An 18,948-nucleotide genomic window follows, 5' to 3' on the forward strand; every position below is an offset into this window, starting at 1 on the left:
GAACGATGATCACCACGGTTCTGGTGGCCAACCGCGGCGAGATCGCCCGCCGGGTGTTCGCCACCTGCCGGCGCCTCGGTCTGCGGACGGTCGCGGTGTACACCGACCCGGACGCCGAGGCACCCCACGTCGCTGAGGCGGACGCCCGGGTCCGTCTGGAAGGCACCCGCGGCTATCTGGACCCCGCGCAACTCATCGCCGCCGCGCACGCCGCCGGGGCCGACGCGGTTCACCCCGGTTACGGATTCCTCTCCGAGAACGCCGATTTCGCGGCCGCGGTGCAGAATGCCGGGCCCACCTGGATCGGCCCGCCCGTGCCCGCCGTGGCGGCGATGGGCTCGAAGATCGAGGCCAAGAAGATCATGGCCGCCGCGGGCGTTCCGGTGCTCGACGAACTCGACCCGCACGCCGTGACCGCCGACATGTTGCCGGTGCTGATCAAGGCGTCCGCGGGCGGCGGCGGTCGCGGCATGCGGGTGGTGCGCGAGATCGCCGATCTCGCCGGCCAGGTCGAGGCCGCCCGTCGCGAAGCGCAGTCCGCCTTCGGCGACCCGACGGTGTTCTGCGAGCGCTACCTGGCGTCCGGTCACCACATCGAGGTGCAGGTGATGGCGGACACCCACGGCAGCGTGTGGGCGGTCGGTGAACGTGAATGCTCGATCCAGCGACGTCACCAGAAGATCATCGAAGAGGCACCGTCTCCCCTGGTCGAGCGCACCCCGGGGATGCGCGGGAAGCTCTTCGAGGCGGCCCGCCTGGCCGCTTCGGCCATCGGTTACACCGGAGCGGGCACCGTGGAGTTCATGGCCGACGACGAGGGCTCGTTCTTCTTCCTGGAGATGAACACCCGCCTGCAGGTCGAGCACCCCGTCACCGAACTCACCACCGGACTGGACCTGGTCGAGCTGCAGATCGCCGTCGCCGACGGTGCGGCGCTGGATCCCGAGCCGCCGCCGGCGCGCGGCCATTCCATCGAGGCCCGGCTCTACGCCGAGGACCCGGCGAAGGACTGGCAGCCACAGGCGGGCGCAGTGCACCGGTTCGCCGTGCCGTCCGCCACGGTCCGCTTCGGCGGGATCGACCGCAGCGGCATCAGAGTCGATTCGGGCATCGAGGACAACTCGATCATCTCGGTGTTCTACGACCCGATGATCGCCAAGATCATCTCCTACGCGCCGACCCGCCGACAGGCAGCGACCCTGCTCGCCGACGCGCTGGTGCGCACCCGCATGCACGGGGTCGACACCAACCGTGACCTGCTGGTCAACGTGCTGCGTCACCCCGCCTTCGTCAACGGTGCGACCGACACCGCGTTCTTCGACACGCACGGCTTGCCCGAGCTGGCCCGACCGGTTGCCGACGACCGCGCGGTCGGGCTGTCGGCCATCGCCGCCGCACTGGCCGATGCGGCCCACAACCGTGACACGGCAACAGTTTTCGCCGGGACCCCGAGCGGGTGGCGCAACCTCGGGTCGATCCCGCAACAGAAGAGCTACGACGACGCCGGCGGTCACACCCACGACGTGCGATACCGCTTCCACCGCGACGGGGTGCGCATCCACGGGCACGACGACGTCACCGTCGTCTCGGCGTCGCGCGGGCACGTCGTGCTCGCCGACGGCAGCGTCGAGCGACCGTTCGACGTGTGCCGCTACGGAAGCGACGTCTTCGTCGACTCGCCGGCCGGCAGTGTGCGACTGACCGCCCTGCCGCGCTACCCGGACCCGGCCGCCGCGCTCGCCCAGGGATCGCTGGTGGCGCCGATGCCGGGGTCGGTGCTGCGCGTCGCCGCGACGGTCGGCGACGCGGTGACCGCCGGCCAGCCGCTGATCTGGCTCGAGGCGATGAAGATGGAGCACACCATCACCGCGCCCACCGACGGTGTGCTGGTCGAACTCAACGTCGAGCCCGGCCGCCAGGTCGAGGTCGGCTCCATACTGGCCCGGGTCGACGCCGGGGACAACGAGAAGGAGATCCCGTGAGCGGTTTCATCGAGACCGAAGAACAGCAGGCCCTGCGCAAGGCGGTGGCCGCGATGGCCGCCAACTACGGCCAGGACTACTACCTGGAGAAGGCCCGCGCCGGTGAGCACACCGAGGAACTGTGGTCCGAAGCCGGCAAGCTCGGGTTCATCGGCGTCAACCTTCCCGAGGAGTACGGCGGCGGCGGAGCCGGCATGTACGAGCTGAGCCTGGTCATGGAGGAGATGGCCGCCGCCGGGTCGGCGCTTCTGATGATGGTCGTCTCACCGGCGATCAACGGCACCATCATCTCCAAGTTCGGTACCGAGGACCAGAAGAAGCGCTGGATTCCCGGCATCGCCGACGGTTCCATCACGATGGCGTTCGCGATCACCGAGCCCGACGCCGGCTCCAACTCGCACAAGATCACCACCACCGCGCGCCGCGACGGCAGCGACTGGATCCTGTCGGGGCAGAAGGTCTACATCTCCGGTGTCGACCAGGCCCAGGCCGTCCTCGTGGTCGGGCGGACTGAAGATCACAAGACCGGCAACCTCAAGCCCGCACTGTTCGTGGTCCCCACCGATACACCGGGTTTGACCTACACCAAGATCCCGATGGAGATCGTCAGCCCGGAGTTCCAGTTCCAGCTGTTCCTCGACGAGGTGCGCCTGCCGGCCGACGCCCTGGTCGGCTCCGAGGATGCGGCGATCGCGCAGTTGTTCGCCGGGTTGAACCCGGAACGCATCATGGGCGCGGCCAGCGCGGTGGGGATGGGCCGCTTCGCGATCGACAAGGCGGTCGACTACGTCAAACAGCGTCAGGTGTGGAAAACCCCGATCGGCGCACACCAGGGCCTGTCACATCCGCTGGCGCAGAACCACATCGAGATCGAGCTGGCCAAGCTGATGATGCAGAAGGCGGCCTCCCTCTACGACGCCGGGGACGACGTGGCGGCTGCCGAGGCCGCGAACATGGCCAAGTACGCCGCCGGTGAGGCCTCGGTGCGCGCAGTCGATCAGGCGGTGCAGTCGCTGGGCGGCAACGGGTTGACCAAGGAGTACGGCATCGCGTCGGTGCTGACCGCCTCCCGGCTGGCCCGCATCGCACCGGTCAGCCGGGAAATGATCCTGAACTTCGTGGCGCAGACCTCGCTCGGCCTGCCCCGTTCGTACTGAGGGAGGCGTCCTGATGACCCAGCTGGTCCGGTTCGAGCGGGAGGGGCCGGTCGCACGGCTCACGTTGGATTCGCCGCACAACCGCAACGCCCTGTCGTCGGCGCTCGTCGAGCAGCTGCATGACGGGCTGACCCGCGCGACCGCGGAGCAGGGCGTGCGGGTGGTCGTGCTCGGGCACACCGGAGGGACGTTCTGCGCGGGCGCCGACCTGAGCGAGGCGTCGGCGTCGAGCAGTGATCCGGCCGAGCAGGCAGCCGCGCGGGCGCAGGAGATGACGCGGCTGTTGCGCCGGATTCTCGAGTTGCCGCTGCCGGTGATCGCCGAGGTCGACGGCCACGTTCGCGCCGGCGGAATGGGCCTGGTCGGCGCGTGCGACATCGCGGTGGCGGGCCGGTCGAGCACCTTCGCCCTGACCGAGGCGCGGCTCGGAGTCGCGCCGTCGATCATCTCGCTCACCTTGCTGCCGAAGATGACGGCGCGAGCTGCCGGTCGCTACTTCGTCACCGGCGAGAAGTTCGGCGCCGACGTCGCCGCGGACATCGGCCTGATCACCGTCGCCAGTGACGACGTGGGGGCGACAGTGGCCGAACTGACGGCCGCGATCGGACAGGGTTCACCACAGGGGCTGGCCGTCTCGAAAGCACTGACGACCGCCGCCGTGCTGGACGACTTCGATCGGCGCGCAGAGAAATTGACGCAGCAGACCGCGACGCTGTTCGTCTCGGAGCAGGCCCGCGAGGGCATGCTGGCCTTCCTGCAGAAGCGTGCACCCGACTGGAGGTGACGACTCCTTACAGTTTGGTGAAGCCGCTTGCATGTCCCGACGTTCGTCGTAGGCTCGGGGTTGATGTCGAACTGTGCTCGCGCAATCCGCAGAAGGCTGCGATGACCCGGCCCGCTTCGCGGAACGGGTCGACGCGTGCTGCCGACACGGATCGCATCGAGGTCGCTCAGCTGCTGACCGATGCCGCCGCGTCCGGTGTGCTCGGATTGACCGAGTACGAGGACCGACTCGCCAAGGCTTACGCTGCCACGACGTACGACGAGCTCGACCGGCTGTCGAACGATCTGCCCGGTGCGGTGACTCGGGGCCGCAGGGGCTCGTGCCGGCCGGCCCCGTCGACGCTGCTGCTGGCGATCCTCAGCGGGTTCGAGCGCCGGGGCCGATGGAACGTGCCCAAGCGGATGACCACCTTCGCGCTGTGGGGTGGCGGCGTCATCGACATGCGCTACGCCGACTTCACCAGTCATGACGTCGAGATCCGGTCGTATTCGATCATGGGCGGGCAAACCATCCTGGTGCCGCCCGAGGTGAACCTCGACCTGCACGGCAAGGCGGTGATGGGCAGCTTCGAGCACGACGTCACCGGCGAGGGCTCGCCGGGCGCGCCGTGCGTGAAGATACGCGGCCTCTCGCTGTGGGGCAGCGTCGGCGTCAAACGCAAGAAGCGCAAACCCGCCTAACGGCGCCGTTTCGCACTGAGGTAATCGCCCACCACCGCGGCACCCAACCCGTCCAGATCGGGCACCACGACCCGACCGCCGACCCTGCGGGCGACCTGATCGATGAAACGCGCCAGCCCCGGGTCGCTGCCGAGCCGGAAGATCGTCACCTGCGCACCCAGCCGGGCGACCTCGTCGAAACCGCGGACGGTGTGCCCGATGGTGCGCGGGTGCGGCGGGTAATCGAAGAACACCGACGAACCCTCACCGCCGAAGTCCTCGAGGTGCGCCGTCGGTTCGCCGTCGGTGACGACGAGCACCACCGGCTGCGCGTTCGGGTGGCGCCGCAGGTGCCGGGTCGCCAGCGCCAACGCATGATGCAGGTTGGTGCCCTGTTCGTAGACGCCCTCCAACCCGGTCAGCTCGGCGGCCGTGACTGTGCGGGCGTAGCGGCCGAACGCGACGATCTGCAACGCATCGGAGCGGAACCTCGTGCTGACCAGGTGGTTGAGCGCCAGTGCGGTGCGCTTCATCGGCAGCCAGCGGTTCTCCATCACCATCGAGAACGACGTGTCCACCAGCAGCGCCACCGCCGCCTGGGTGCGCGTCTCGGTCTCGGAGATCTCGACGTCGTCGACCTCGATGCGCACCGGCACCGACCGGTTGAGCCGCTCCCCGGTCCCGGCCTGCCGCAACACCGCATTGGTCACGGTGCGGGTGACGTTCCACGGCTCGGTGTCGCCGAACTGCCAAGGCCGGGTGGCCCCGGTCAGTTCTCCCGCGGCGCCCGCGCGACGGGTGTCGCGCTCACCGTGGCGGCCCGAGAGTTGTTGGGCGACATCACGCAACGCAGCCTGACCGAGTTGGCGCATCGCCTTGGGCGACAGCCGCCACTGGCCGTCGGAGCCGCGGTCGAGGAACCCCTGGTTCATCAGGGCCCGTTCCAGTTCGGAGAGGGTACGGGCGTCCACAGCGGCGTCCTCGCCGAGCTGGCGGGCCAGCATGTCGAGGTCGACGTCGTCCATACTGGCACCGGAGTAGCTCTGCGACAGCTGCTCTGCGAGCTGCTCGAGTTCGGCGATGTCGGCCATCGCCTGTGCGCCCTCACCCATGCCCATCGGGTTGTCGCCGGAGAACCGCTGCGAGCCTTCCCAGTCTTCGCCGGGGCGGGCGGACTGCAGGTGCGCGTCGAGCCGGTTGAGCGCGTTCATCAACGACGGTGACCCGAAAGCCTGCTGCGCCAACTGATCCAGCTCAGCACGCTGCTGTTCGGACAGACTGTTGCGGAACCGCTGGGCGGCGGCAGCGCGCTGGGCCAGCGAGTCGAGCAGCTCGTCGATGTTGCGCGGGTTCTCCGGGAAGAACTCGCCGTGCTTGGCCATGAAATCCTGAAAGTCTTCCGGCGTGTCCTGGCCCTGAGCGTGCTTGTCCAGCAGGTTGTTCAGGTCGTCGAGCATCTCGTTGACCCGCTGGCGGTCCTCGTCGGTGGCGTTCTCGAGGGCCTGCTTCATGCCGGCGAAACGCTGATCGAGCATTTCGCGGCCGAGCAGATCCTTGATCTGCTCGTACTTCTCGCGGGCCTCCGCCGAGCGCCAGTCGTATTCGGAGAGCTCCTGCACTGCCTTGGCCGGGGACGGCGACAGCGCGTCCAGTTGCAGCTCGCCGAACCGGGCGTCGTCGTCGAGCGCGCGCGCCAACTCCTTGCGCTCGGCCAGCACCGCGTCATCGAGCAGCTGCTTGATCTCGGCCAGCGTTCCGTCGAGGTTGTTGCGCTGCAACAACTCCCGTCGGCGCCGGTTCGCCTCGGCGGCCAGCCGGTCGGCGCCGGGCATGCTCTTCGAACCGCGACGAAGCAGTTCAGACAGCGCCCGACGAGGCGAGGTGCCCTCCATGACGTCCTGCCCGATCGCCTCGAGCGCTTCGCGCAGGTCGACGGGCGGGGCCAGTGGGTCGGGCCCGCCGGTGTATCGCGAGTACCGCGATGTCCTCGATTGTTTAGACCCCACTGTCGCACTCCTCAACGCAGCTCGTACCTCGCTGCTTGGTCGTCGCGCTCCTAGCCATAGACCGTTTCGCCCTCGCCTGACACCTTGTCGATTCTCTTGGCCAGGTACAACGCCTCGAGGGCCAGTTCGATGGCCGCGGCGCGCTGGCCTTCGGTCTGCGCACCGAGGCGGCGCTGGATCTCGGCGACGGCGGGGACCTCGGGCAACGCGTCGAGCACCTCACGGGCGGACACCCGCTCGCCGGTGGTGACCGGCGATCCGCCTTCGACGGCCGTCACGATCGGCGCCACATCGATCCCACCGAGCAGCCGCTGAGCGGTCTCGGCGGTCGCCCGGCGCAACAGGTGCTCGAGCACGGCCTGCTCGCGGCCCTCCTCGCCGGATTCGAACTCCAGTTTCCCGCGCAGCACGTCGATGATGGTGCCGAGGTCCACGACGCGGGCCACCGGATCGGATTCGCCGAGCACCGCGCCGCGGTGCCGGGCCGACGCGGCGACCGTCTCGGCCGCGGCGATGGCGAATCGCGCCGACACCCCGGAACGTTGGTCGATCGACGTCGACTCGCGTAGCGCGCGGGCGAACCGCGCCAGGATCTGCAGCAGGTAATCCGGGACCTCGGCCGCCAGATGGGCCTCCTGGCTGATGACCCCGACCTCGGCGTCGAGTTCCTGCGGATAGTGGGTGCGGATCTCGGCGCCGAAGCGGTCCTTGAGCGGGGTGATGATGCGCCCGCGGTTGGTGTAGTCCTCGGGGTTGGCGCTGGCGACGACGAGGACGTCCAACGGCAGCCGCAGCGTGTAGCCGCGCACCTGGATGTCGCGCTCCTCCATCACGTTGAGCATGGCGACCTGGATGCGCTCGGCGAGGTCGGGCAGCTCGTTGACGGCGACGATGCCGCGGTGCGCCCGCGGGATCAGGCCGTAGGCGATGGTCTCGGGGTCGCCCAGGCTGCGGCCCTCGGCGACCTTGATCGGGTCGATGTCGCCGACCAGGTCGGCGACGCTGGTGTCCGGGGTGGCCAGCTTCTCGGTGTAGCGCTCGCTGCGGTGTTTCCAGGCCACTGGGAGGTCGTCGCCGGAATCGGCGGCCCGCTTGATCGACTCGGGGGTGATCGGGCTGTAGGGGTGCTCGCCGAGTTCGGCGCCGGCGATGACCGGGGTCCATTCGTCGAGCAGCCCGCTCAGGGCGCGCAACAGGCGCGTCTTGCCCTGGCCGCGCTCACCGAGCAGCACGATGTCGTGTTCGGCGATCAGGGCGCGCTCGAGCTGCGGGATGACGGTGTCCTCGAAGCCCAGGATCCCTGGCCACACCTCGGCGACGTCCACACCCGCGCTCAGCTTGGCCAGCAGATTCTCGCGGAGCTCGGCCTTCACGCTGCGTTCGCGGTGTCCCGAGGCGCGCAGCTCACCGACGGTGCGGGGGAGATCGTTAGGTGAAGTCACCACTCCACGCTACGACTACATTCCGCGAGCTCGCGTGCCTGTCCCCGACACACCGCCACGAGCTGGCATTTTGTGCGCGCTCGACGGACACCTGCCGCACGCAGTCAGTGCCCGACGCGTCCGGGGACCCACTGCACGCCGTCAGTGCGCGAAGTGCCTGAGATCCCCTGCACGCCGTCAGTGCGCGAAGTGCCTCGCGCCGGTCAGGTAGAGCGTGACGCCCGCCGCTTCGGCGGCCGCGGTCACCTCGTCGTCGCGCACGGATCCGCCCGGATGGACCACAGCCTTGACACCCGCGCGGGTGAGCGTCTCCAGACCGTCGGGGAACGGGAAGAACGCATCCGAGGCTGCGACCGCACCACCGGTGCGGTCCCCTGCCCGCTCCACCGCCAGCCGGGCCGCGTCCACGCGGTTCACCTGCCCCATGCCGACGCCCACCGTCGCGCCGTCGCGCGCGATGACGATCGCGTTCGATTTGACCGCCCGGCAGGTGCGCCACGCGAACACAAGGTCGGCAAGCGTCGTCGGATCGGCCGGCGACCCGGTGGCCAGCGTCCAGTTCAACGGGTCATCGCCGGCAGCATCCACCGCGTCGCGCTGCTGCATCAGCAGCCCGCCGCTGATCTGACGGAACTCGGTCCCACCGACCTGTGGCTCGGAGGCCACCAGCACGCGGATGTTCTTCTTCTTCGTCAGCACCTCGACCGCACCCGGTTCGTAGGCCGGGGCGACGATCACCTCGGTGAAGATGCCGGCGACCGTCTCGGCCATCTCGACGGTGACTTCGGCGTTGGCCGCGATCACGCCACCGAAGGCCGACAGCGGGTCACATTCGTGAGCCTTGCGGTGGGCGTCGGCCACCGACACCGAGGAGATCGCGATGCCACACGGGTTGGCGTGCTTGATGATCGCGACACAGATGTCTTCGTGGTCGAATGCCGCCCGCCATGCTGCGTCGGCGTCGGTGTAGTTGTTGTAGGACATCTCCTTGCCGTGCAGCTGTTCGGCCTGCGCGAGGCCCGGCCAGCCACCGTCGTCGCGGTAGAGTGCTGCGCCCTGGTGCGGGTTCTCCCCGTAACGCAGCACCGCGGTGCGCCGGAACGTCGCACCGAGCCACGGCGGCAACTGACCGGCCGTATCCGCTGCATCGGCACCCTGTTCCGGCGCCAGCACCGACTCCATCCACGAGGCCACCGCGACGTCGTACTCGGCGGTGTGCCGGAATGCCAACGCGGCCAGCTTCTTTCGTTCAGCCAGGGTGAACCCACCGGCCCGCACCGCAGCCAGCACCCCGTCGTAGCCCAGCGGATCCACCACGACGGCAACACTGGGATGATTCTTGGCCGCCGCCCGAACCATCGACGGCCCGCCGATGTCGATCTGCTCGACGCACTCGTCGACGTCGGCGCCGGAGTTGACGGTCTGGGTGAACGGGTACAGATTCACTACCACGAGCTCGAACGGGGCGACGCCCAAGTCGGCGAGCGCCGAAACGTGCTCGGATTTACGCTGATCGGCGAGCAGGCCGGCGTGCACATGTGGATGCAGCGTCTTGACCCGTCCGTCGAGCACCTCCGGGAACCCGGTGACGGTCTCCACTGGCGTCACCGGAACACCCGCGCCGGCAATGGTTTTGGCGGTCGAACCGGTGGACACGATGTCGACACCGGCGGCATGCAGCCCCTGCGCCAGCGGCACCAATCCAGTCTTGTCGTACACGCTGATCAGTGCGCGGCGGATGCGCCGCCGACCGTCCTCGCTCATCCTATGGTCGCCTTTCGTCCGGTCCAGGTCACGCCGCGGGTGGCCAGCGCTTCGAGAACATCCACCAGAAGTTGTCGCTCCACCACTTTGATCCGTTCGTGCAGGGTGGCTTCGTCGTCATCGTCGAGCACGGGCACGGCCTGCTGCGCCAGGATCGGCCCGGTGTCGGTGCCGGCATCGACCAGGTGCACACTGCAGCCGGTCACCTTGACCCCGTAGGCCAAGGCATCGGGAACCGCGTGGGCGCCGGGAAAAGCCGGCAGAAGCGCCGGGTGGGTGTTGACGACCCGGGCGGGGAATCGTGAAAGAAATTGCGCGCCAAGAATCTTCATGAACCCGGCGGATACCACCAGATCTGGTTCGTGAGCCGCGGTCGCCTCGGTGAGGGCAGCATCCCAGGAAACGCGGTCCGGGTGGTCGCCGAGACGCACCGTGAACGTCGGCACCGACGCGTCCGCAGCGACATCGAGGGCGCGGCACGCCCGGTCGGTCCCGACCGCGACAACCCGGGCCGGATAGTCGCCGACGGCGGACTTCAGCAGTGTCTCGAGCAACGAACCGGTGCCCGACGCCAGCACCACCAGCCGCGCCGGTGCGCTCGGGGGCACACGGACCTCTGGCTGCACGCCAGAGAGCCTAATAGGTGATCATTCGGTGCCGCGTCTGTGGTCGCCCGGTTCGTCGACGACGCCCCGGTCATCTGCTTCGTCTACCACGAAGTGCTCCTCGGGGTCCTCCATGACATCCCGGCCATCCGCTTCGTCCACGACACCCCGGCCATCCGCTTCGTCCACGACACCCCGGCCATCCGCTTCGTCCACGACACCCCGGCCATCCGCTTCGTCCACGACACCCCGGCCATCCGCTTCGTCTACGACACCCCGGCCATCCGGTTCGTCCACGACACCCCGGCCATCCGCTTCGTCTACGACGCCCCAGCCATCCGCTTCGTCTACGACGCCCCAGCCATCTGCTTCGTCTACGACGAAGTGCTCCTCGGGGTCGATGTCCTCGAGATCCATCCCCTGGAGGTCCGGGCGGTGGGGCTTGCCCGTCAACACCGGCTCCCCGGCAGCGGCAGGTGACTCCTCTGAGGTGGCGTCCGCGCGTTCAGCGGGCGGGGACTCGACCTCCCCAACCTCATCGCTCGAGGGCTCCTCGGCATCAATGACGTCGCCGTCAGTCTCGGACTCGTCCCGCGGAGTCGGCTCCGGTTCGGGCTTCACAACCGGCCGGCGCACCCGCGGCGCCAGGCCGCCCGACATCGCCACGGTCAACCCGCCGATTCCGGCGAACCACAGAAATACCGCCGGCCCGAAGGTCGCCTGATCGACTCCGACCTCACCGAAATTGCCCAACGTCCCGCCGCCGGCATACCCCAGGAGTGCCATGGTCACCGCCGCCAGTGCCGCCGCCACCGCCACCTTCGCCAGCGCGGTCAGCGGGGGAAGCGGCCGGCGGGCACACTGCTGGCCGAGAGCGACTCCGGAAACGGCGGCGACGATCATCAGCGCAACCCAAACCGGGCCCAGAGGTGGGGTCGGCGCCGCGGCAAGTATCGGAAGCGCGGGGATGTCGCCGCCGAACACCGTGAACGAGCTGAACGTCGCCAGTCCCACATGCGCGCTGGACCCCACGGCCACCGCCGCCGCGCCCACCATGACGTTCGGTACGTACAGCACCGAAAGCACGGTCAGGCTGAACTGACCGAACACCGAGTCGGTGATCGCGTACAGCTCGTGCATCGTCGACCAGTGCACGACCAGCGACCCCGCGGTGATCACTCCGGACAGCCCCATCAGCGCCAACACGCCGGCTGCGGCAGCGCGAACCGCGTCGAACAACCAGCTCGGCAGCGGTGACGACCTCAGCATCCGCCGCCCGACCCGAGAACCGACCCCCACCACGGCGCCGATCGCGTGCACGACCAGCACCCCACCGAATGCGCGCAGTGCGTCGGGCGTCTGCAGGTCGGTCAGCACCGACGCGGCGTCATGGATGACCGCCAGACAGAGCGCCGCAATCAGAATCGGGCCGCCGACCGCCGAAGCCACCACCCAGCGCGTGACGAACCAGGATGCGCTCGTGGTGGCGGCGGCGGTGGTGCGCGCGGTGCCGTAGATCATCGCCAGCACCGGCAGCAGCGGCATCACCCCGAGCGCGCTGCCGGCGATCGAGACGGGAACCTGGTGGACGGCCAGCCACATGCTGGCGATCGCGCCGAACGCGCCGGTCATGTCGCTGTTGGCGATCAGCAGCTGAAGCAGCACCACCGCGGCGATGACGACCAGCGCCACGATCGACGGCCCGAAGGCGACCCGGAGCAGATCACGCGCCTGCCGGGTTCCGCCGGCCGGGCGGGGGGCGCCGCCCGGGTGCGGTCGTCTGGTCACGGGTGAAGTCGCTCCTCGCGAAAGCTCGGGCGCACGCCTCACGCGCACGCGCGGCTCAGACTACGACGACGACTGATCCGACTGCGGCGATGACGACTGGTGTTGCGCAGGAACTTGGGTCGTCGGCGCGTTGCTCGCCGGCGGCTGTCCGTACGTCGGGTATCCGGTCGGCGGAGTCGGAGGGCCCGACTGCGAGGACGGGCCGGACTGCGGTGCCGGCGCGGACCCTGAAGACGCCGGAAAGCCGCCGGTGGACGGGCCGGTGCTGGGGTAGCCACCGTAGGGCGTCGGATAGCCGGGGCGACCCTGCTGCTGCGGCTGACCCTGGTGCTGTCCCTGCGGCTGACCGTAGTAGTGCCCGGGGTACTGACCGAAGTGCTGCGGCTGGTCGTAGCGCGGCCGCGGTGCGGGAGCGGTGAGGATGCCGGACTGGAACAACACCACCACGACGGCGACCGCAGCCTGCAGCAGCGTGAACGCGATCACCAGGTAGAGGCCCCAGTCGACGGTCGCTCCGCTGGGCTTCTTGATCACCTCGGCGATGACCAGCAGAAAGGCCAGCACCGCCCCGACAGCCGCGATCGGCGTGTAGTTCGGCTGCTTGGGCAGCAGGCTCAAACCCGAAAGCAGTCCCGCCAGCACCGCTGCGATGACCGCGAACAGCAAGCCCAGCGAGCTTCCGCTGAGCTGGCCCAGGCCGGGGAAATCCGACGCGGTGATGGTGAACTGCGGCGCGAACCCGGCCAGGTACACCAGTAGACCCAGCGCGGCGACGGCCCCGCTGAGGTATGTAGGCAGCTTGCTGGGGCCCTCAGCGCCAGGCCCGCTGTCGGGCACCCTGCTGAACTGCTGGGTCGGCGCGGCGAACTGGTTGGTCTGCGGCTGCGTGGGCTGGTAACCGGGGCCTCCGGGCGCGCCTTGGGGGTACGACATGGACTCTCCTGTGCGATACGGGCACCGCATCGTCGGTGACGGGCGGTGCCGACACGATCCGTCGGCGGGGCGACGGACAGCGTGGGCGATTCGGTCACCCACGCTAGCGCACCCCCGGAGCACCACTTCTGCACCTGGGCCCGCGCCCGGGACTCACAGCGAACTCACAAAATCACCGCCGGTGAGCGGCATTCGTCGCACATATCCGGTCTGCGCTGCGCAGCGCCCCCCTTGCGGTCCCGTATTGGAACACGTTCTAATTCTCCGCATGGACTTTGGATTGGTGCTGTTCACCTCCGATCGCGGGATCACGCCGGCGGCTGCGGCCAAGCTGGCCGACGATCACGGCTTCACCACGTTTTATGTGCCCGAACACACCCACATCCCGATCAAGCGCCAAGCTGCGCATCCCACGACCGGTGACGACTCACTGCCCGACGACCGGTACATGCGCACGCTGGACCCCTGGGTTTCGCTGGGCGCCGCGTGTGCGGTGACCTCCCGGGTTCGGCTGTCCACGGCGGTGGCGCTGCCCGTCGAACACGACCCGATCACGCTGGCCAAGTCGATCGCCACCCTCGATCATCTCTCCGGCGGCCGGGTCTCCCTGGGCGTCGGATTCGGCTGGAACACCGACGAACTGGCCGACCACAATGTGCCGCCCGGCCGGCGGCGCACGATGCTGCGTGAGTACCTGGAGGCGATGCGTGCGCTGTGGACCCAGGAGGAGGCCGAGTATCACGGCGAGTTCGTCGACTTCGGCCCGTCGTGGGCCTGGCCGAAACCCGTGCAGTCGCATGTCCCTGTCCTCGTCGGCGCCGCGGGCACCGAGAAGAACTTCAAGTGGATCGCCCGGTCGGCCGACGGTTGGATCACCACGCCCCGCGACTTCGACATCGACGCGCCCGTGAAACTGCTGCAGGACACCTGGGCCGGCGCCGGGCGCGAGGGCGCCCCGCAGGTGGTGGCGCTGGACTTCAAACCCGACCCGGACAAGCTGGCCCGCTGGCGCGACCTCGGGGTGACCGAGGTGCTGTTCGGGCTGCCCGACCGCAGCCCCGACGACGTCGCGGACTACGTCGAACGCCTCGCCGGAAAGCTCACCGCCCTGGTCTGAGCGACAACGCACCGGTCCGGCGGGTAACGCCAACCCTGCGACGCCGCGATAATCCAGGTGTGACGACGACGTTGATCCGGCGGGGCGCCGCGGCCGCAGGTGCGGCCTTGGTCGCGCTGACGGTGGGCTGCGCCGACGCGGCCGCCGACCCGCCGCCGCAGATGCCCGACCTGTCGGGGTACCCGGCCGTCGACCCGGCGGAGTACATGCAGAGCTACCCCCGGTTCACCGGGTTCGACTTCGTCACGCCCGACGGACAGCTGTGCAGCCACAACACCATGAACTCACTCGACGACCCGAACCGGTTGACCTTGTCGTGCGAGGGGCCGCGACCGGACCTCGGGCCCGGGACCTGGCAGGTTCTGGTGGCGACCGACGAACCGGCGACCGTCGCTCCGTCGTATCCACCGCTGGACCCGGCCACGATCGCCGCCTCGGGCGTCAAGCAGCTGCCTTCGGGCCACAAGATCGTCTATCGCGACATCGAGTGCGGCGTCGACGATTCCGGCATGACGGCCTGCCGCGTGGGTCAGCACGGCTTCGTCCTGACCCCGACTGTGACGACGTTGTTCTGACGGTCCCGACTAGCGCAGCAAAGCGCGGTTGCCGTTGTCGGTGGACGTGACCGTGACTGCGGTGCCCAGCGGGTCGGCCTCGGCCAGGACCGCGACGAGGTCGGGGTCCTCGCTGGTCGCCATGAAGCGGGAGCCGTCCGCGTCGAGCCGCCCGACGATGATGCCGGTCCGCACGGGCCAGTCGTGGCGCACCGAATAGGTCTCGATCGTGCCCGTCCCGTCGGCGCGCTTGGTCACCGGCACCGTCGGCAGCGCGGCGACCTGCGCATTGAGCTCAGCGCTGCGGGACTGCCGCCACGGAGCCGGTTCGGTCGAGTAGACACCGGCCGAGTACTTGCTGGCGATCCCGCCGTTGGCGCCGACGAAGCCGAAACGACCCGGGGTGTCGCGCATCCGGGCGACGGTTTCGGCGATTGCGTGCAACGAATAGCTGTTGCCGGGGCCACCGAAGTACGGCAGTCCACCGGTGAGGGTCAGGCCACGGGGGTCCTCGGGCGCGAGACCCAGGGCGTCGCAGATCACGAACACCGGGAACGGAAAGCAGCTGTAGAGGTCGAAGGTGGCGACCTGATCGACATCGATGCCGGCCACCCGCAGCGCCTCGTGAGCCGCCATCGCCGATGCCGGGGCGGCACCGAGGTCCGCACGGTCGAGCAGGGGCTGCTCCACCAAATCGGAGTGGCCGTGCAGATAAACCCAGTTACGTTCCGGCACACCGAGTCTGCGTGCAGCGGCAACCGAGGTCACGATGGCGGCAGCACCCTGGTTGACGGTGTCGCGGGCCACCAGAAGACGAGGATAGGGATCGCAGATCATCCGGTTCTCGTCGGTGACGGTCTCGATCTCCTCCACCGACCGCTCCACCGGCGACGACGAGAAGGGGTTCTTCGCAGCGACTTTCGACATCGGCGCAAACAGTTCGGCCATTTCCCGGCGGTACCGGGCAACGCTGTGACCGAGACGGGCCCGCCGCGCGTTGTCGAGCAGCCCGTACTGCACCGGTGCGCCGGTCAGGCCGTGCTGGACGGTGTATTCGTCGATGTAGCTGAAGATCTGGTGGCCGCGGTCCTCCAGCTGGCCGTCGATGTTCTCGGTGAAGTCGGGCTTGTCGTCGCGGTCGGCGAAGTACTTGGCGGTGGAGCCGGCCTCGGAGCCCATGATCATCACCACGTCGGCCTCGCCGGCGACGATGGTGTTGCCCGCCTCTGTGACGAGCTTCTGCGGGCTCTGCCCGCCCACCGGTTCCAGCACCACCCGGGCCGGGTCACCGCCGATGCGTCGCATGACCGAACGGGGATAGTTGTTCGACTTCCCCAGCACGGCCGGCATCGGCCCGGAGATCTCGAACTGCCGCAGCCCGAACACCGTGTCGATGGCGGCGGCCACCTGCGCAGCGTCGGCGTCGGTGTCCTGCAGCGCCGCGCGGGCGGCGGCGGTGGCCAGCTCGACTGCGGACATGCCCCGGTAGTCGGGGTCGTCGATGCGTTCGGTGAACTGCCCCACGCCGATGATGACCGGTGTGCGCTCGTCAACTGCCATGTTCAGCTCCTCTTGAGTTACTTCGAGAGGCTAATAGAACGTGTTCCTGTCGGGCGACTCGGGGCGGCGGATCACAGCGTGTGGCGGTGCCTGAGACGCGTGCCCGTGCCTGAGACGCGTGCCGGTACCTGAAACGGGTGCCGGTACCTGAGACGCGTGCCGGTACCCGAAACGGGTGGCCGGTACCTGAGACACGTGCCGGTGGCTGAAACGCGTGGCGGTGCCTGAAACGCGTGCCGGTACCTGAGACGCGTGCCGGTGGCTGAAACGGGGGCCGGTGTCTGAAACGGGTGCCGGTGCCTGAAACGCGACATCGCACACGCGCCGAGACACGTGTGCGATGTCGGATGACGAAATCAGCGTCGCGACCGTACGGTTTGTGACGGGAAATCGAGGATTTTCGTCACAATCCGTACGCTCGCCGGACGCCTACTGCGATTCGAGGATCTCGCGGGCGAGCCTGGCCGTCTCCGACGGTGTCTTGCCCACCTTCACGCCGGCGGCCTCGAGGGCCTCCTTCTTGGCGGCAGCGGTGCCCGACGACCCCGACACGATGGCCCCCGCGTGGCCCATGGTCTTGCCCTCCGGCGCGGTGAAGCCCGCGACGTAGCCGACCACCGGCTTGGAGACGTTGGCCTTGACGTAGTCGGCGGCACGCTCCTCGGCGTCACCACCGATCTCGCCGATCATGACGATGACCTTGGTCTCGGGATCCTTCTCGAACGCCTCGATGGCGTCGATGTGGGTGGTGCCGATGACCGGGTCGCCGCCGATGCCGATGGCGGTGGAGAACCCAAGATCGCGCAGCTCGTACATCATCTGGTAGGTCAGCGTGCCCGACTTCGACACCAGACCGATCGGACCCTTGCCGGTAATGTTGTTCGGCGTGATGCCGACCAGCGACTCACCGGGGGTGATGATGCCCGGGCAGTTGGGGCCGATGATGCGGGTCTTCTGCCCCTTCTCGACGTTATAGGCCCACGCGTACGCGGTGTCCTGCACCGGGATGCCCTCGGTGATGACCACCAGCAGCGGGATCTCGGCGTCGATCGCCTCGATGATGGCGTCCTTGGCGAACTTCGGCGGCACGAACGCGATCGAGGTGTCGGCGCCGGTCTCCTTCATGGCCTCGGCGACGCTGCCGAACACCGGCAGTTCGATCTCCTTGCCGTCTTTGTCTTCATGCGTGACGGTCGTGCCGGCCTTGCGCGCGTTGACGCCGCCGACGATCTGGGTGCCGGCCTTGAGCATCAGCTTGGTGTGCTTGGTGCCCTCGCCGCCGGTGATGCCCTGGACGATGACCTTGGAGTCCTTGTTGAGGAAGATTGACATTCTGTTGCGCCCCTACTTGTTCGCCAGCTCGGCGGCCTTGTCGGCGCCGGAGTCCATGGTGTCGGCCTGGATGACCAGAGGATGGTTGGCCTCGGCCAGAATCCGGCGGCCCTCGTCGACGTTGTTGCCGTCGAGGCGCACCACGAGCGGCTTGTTGGCCTCGTCACCGAGGATCTTGAGCGCGTTGACGATGCCGTTGGCGACCGCGTCGCAGGCGGTGATGCCGCCGAAGACGTTGACGAAGACGCTCTTGACCTGCTCGTCGCCCAGGATCACGTCCAACCCGTTGGCCATCACCTCGGCCGACGCGCCGCCGCCGATGTCGAGGAAGTTGGCGGGCTTGACCCCGTTGTGCTTCTCACCGGCGTAGGCGACGACGTCGAGGGTGGACATCACCAGCCCCGCGCCGTTGCCGATGATGCCGACCTCCCCGTCGAGCTTGACGTAGTTGAGGTCGTTCTCCTTGGCCTTGAGCTCGAGTGGATCGGTGGCGTCGCGGTCCTCGAACTCGGCGTGCTCGGGGTGGCGGAAGTCGGCGTTGGCGTCGAGGGTGACCTTGCCGTCCAGCGCCAGGATCTGGTCGTCCGGCGTCCGGACCAGGGGGTTGACCTCGACCAGGGTGGCGTCCTCGGAGACGAACACCTCCCACAGCTTGGCGATCGTCACGGCCGCGGCGTCGAGCACCTCGGCGGGCAGGTGGCCCTTCTCGGCGATCTCCCGGGCGAACGCCTCGTCGACACCCTTGGTCGCGTCGACGGGGATGCGGGCCAGGCGGTCGGGCTTGGTGGCGGCGACCTCTTCGATCTCCACGCCACCCTCGACCGAGCACATCGCCAGGTAGGTGCGGTTCGCGCGGTCCAGCAGGAAGGAGATGTAGTACTCCTCGGCGATGTCGCTGGCCTCGGCGACCAGCAACTTCTTGACCACGTGGCCCTTGATGTCCAGGCCCAGAATGTTCGACGCGTGGGTGAATGCGTCATCGGGGGTGGCGGCGTACTTCACGCCACCGGCTTTGCCGCGGCCACCGGTCTTGACCTGGGCCTTGACCATGACGGGCCGGCCGATCTCGGTGGCGATCGCCTTGGCGTCGTCGGCCGAGTCGGTCACCCGGCCCGGGGTGGTGGGAACGTTGTGCTTGGCGAACAGCTCTTTCGCCTGATACTCGAAGAGATCCATGGACTCCGGAACATCCCTGTCTGCGTCGACGGTAGAAAGTTTTGTGCCCGACGGGCTCCGGAGGAACTTTATCCACACGAGCGGGGCCG

The 18,948-nt window shown here is 68.6% G+C and carries 15 protein-coding genes; 6 read left to right on the plus strand and 9 right to left on the minus strand.

What is annotated here, in order from left to right; translation table 11 throughout:
- Positions 1-5: 5 nt before the first annotated feature.
- The 4 genes from J3476_RS06400 (at position 6) to J3476_RS06415 (ending at position 4,603) form a co-directional block, all read left to right on the plus strand.
- Complete coding sequence (locus J3476_RS06400) at positions 6-1,982, plus strand: biotin carboxylase N-terminal domain-containing protein (protein ID WP_207065664.1); 1,977 nt, start codon at positions 6-8, stop codon at positions 1,980-1,982.
- Complete coding sequence (locus tag J3476_RS06405; protein ID WP_207065665.1) at positions 1,979-3,139, plus strand: acyl-CoA dehydrogenase family protein; 1,161 nt, start codon at positions 1,979-1,981, stop codon at positions 3,137-3,139. Before J3476_RS06400 ends, J3476_RS06405 begins: the two co-directional genes overlap by 4 nt.
- A gap of 13 nt (positions 3,140-3,152) precedes the next feature.
- A complete protein-coding gene (locus tag J3476_RS06410) occupies positions 3,153-3,923 on the plus strand; it encodes an enoyl-CoA hydratase family protein (RefSeq protein WP_207065666.1) in 771 nt (256 codons plus the stop codon).
- A gap of 101 nt (positions 3,924-4,024) precedes the next feature.
- Positions 4,025-4,603: a DUF1707 domain-containing protein gene (locus tag J3476_RS06415; RefSeq protein ID WP_207065667.1), complete on the plus strand. Its 579-nt coding sequence runs from the start codon at positions 4,025-4,027 to the stop codon at positions 4,601-4,603.
- Here the strand turns inward: J3476_RS06415 and J3476_RS06420 are convergent.
- The 6 genes from J3476_RS06420 to J3476_RS06450 form a co-directional block, all read right to left on the minus strand.
- Positions 4,600-6,588, minus strand: a complete 1,989-nt coding sequence (locus J3476_RS06420; RefSeq protein ID WP_322486619.1) for a VWA domain-containing protein — start codon at positions 6,586-6,588, stop codon at positions 4,600-4,602. The genes J3476_RS06415 and J3476_RS06420 overlap by 4 nt on opposite strands.
- Positions 6,589-6,638: 50 nt before the next feature.
- Complete coding sequence (locus J3476_RS06425; RefSeq protein WP_207065669.1) at positions 6,639-8,030, minus strand: sigma 54-interacting transcriptional regulator; 1,392 nt, start codon at positions 8,028-8,030, stop codon at positions 6,639-6,641.
- A 177-nt stretch (positions 8,031-8,207) separates the two neighbouring features.
- Entirely contained in the window at positions 8,208-9,794 is a 1,587-nt protein-coding gene (purH, locus tag J3476_RS06430; protein WP_207065670.1) for a bifunctional phosphoribosylaminoimidazolecarboxamide formyltransferase/IMP cyclohydrolase, read from the minus strand.
- Positions 9,791-10,420: a phosphoribosylglycinamide formyltransferase gene (gene purN / locus J3476_RS06435; RefSeq protein ID WP_207065671.1), complete on the minus strand. Its 630-nt coding sequence runs from the start codon at positions 10,418-10,420 to the stop codon at positions 9,791-9,793. Before purN ends, purH begins: the two co-directional genes overlap by 4 nt.
- A gap of 21 nt (positions 10,421-10,441) precedes the next feature.
- Entirely contained in the window at positions 10,442-12,187 is a 1,746-nt protein-coding gene (locus J3476_RS06445; protein ID WP_373889035.1) for a DUF6350 family protein, read from the minus strand.
- 60 nt (positions 12,188-12,247) lie between these two features.
- On the minus strand, positions 12,248-13,120 hold the full coding sequence (locus tag J3476_RS06450) for a DUF5336 domain-containing protein (protein WP_207065672.1): 873 nt from the start codon (positions 13,118-13,120) through the stop codon (positions 12,248-12,250).
- A 268-nt stretch (positions 13,121-13,388) separates the two neighbouring features.
- Between J3476_RS06450 and J3476_RS06455 the strand changes: the two genes are divergently transcribed.
- Together J3476_RS06455 and J3476_RS06460 are read left to right on the plus strand one after the other, a co-directional pair.
- Positions 13,389-14,237, plus strand: a complete 849-nt coding sequence (locus J3476_RS06455) for an LLM class F420-dependent oxidoreductase (protein WP_207065673.1) — start codon at positions 13,389-13,391, stop codon at positions 14,235-14,237.
- Positions 14,238-14,296: 59 nt separating this feature from the next.
- On the plus strand, positions 14,297-14,812 hold the full coding sequence (locus J3476_RS06460; protein WP_207065674.1) for a hypothetical protein: 516 nt from the start codon (positions 14,297-14,299) through the stop codon (positions 14,810-14,812).
- Between the two features lie 9 nt (positions 14,813-14,821).
- Here J3476_RS06460 and J3476_RS06465 read toward each other — a convergent pair whose 3' ends face one another.
- The 3 genes from J3476_RS06465 to sucC all read right to left on the minus strand — a co-directional run bounded on the left by J3476_RS06465 (position 14,822) and on the right by sucC (position 18,859).
- Entirely contained in the window at positions 14,822-16,351 is a 1,530-nt protein-coding gene (locus tag J3476_RS06465) for an acetyl-CoA acetyltransferase (protein ID WP_207065675.1), read from the minus strand.
- 429 nt (positions 16,352-16,780) lie between these two features.
- Positions 16,781-17,683: a succinate--CoA ligase subunit alpha gene (sucD, locus tag J3476_RS06470; protein ID WP_207065676.1), complete on the minus strand. Its 903-nt coding sequence runs from the start codon at positions 17,681-17,683 to the stop codon at positions 16,781-16,783.
- A gap of 12 nt (positions 17,684-17,695) precedes the next feature.
- Positions 17,696-18,859, minus strand: a complete 1,164-nt coding sequence (sucC, locus tag J3476_RS06475) for an ADP-forming succinate--CoA ligase subunit beta (protein ID WP_207065677.1) — start codon at positions 18,857-18,859, stop codon at positions 17,696-17,698.
- Positions 18,860-18,948 lie beyond the last annotated feature (89 nt).

Source organism: Mycobacterium sp. PO1 (assembly GCF_017312405.1).
In the GTDB taxonomy this organism is placed as follows: domain Bacteria; phylum Actinomycetota; class Actinomycetes; order Mycobacteriales; family Mycobacteriaceae; genus Mycobacterium.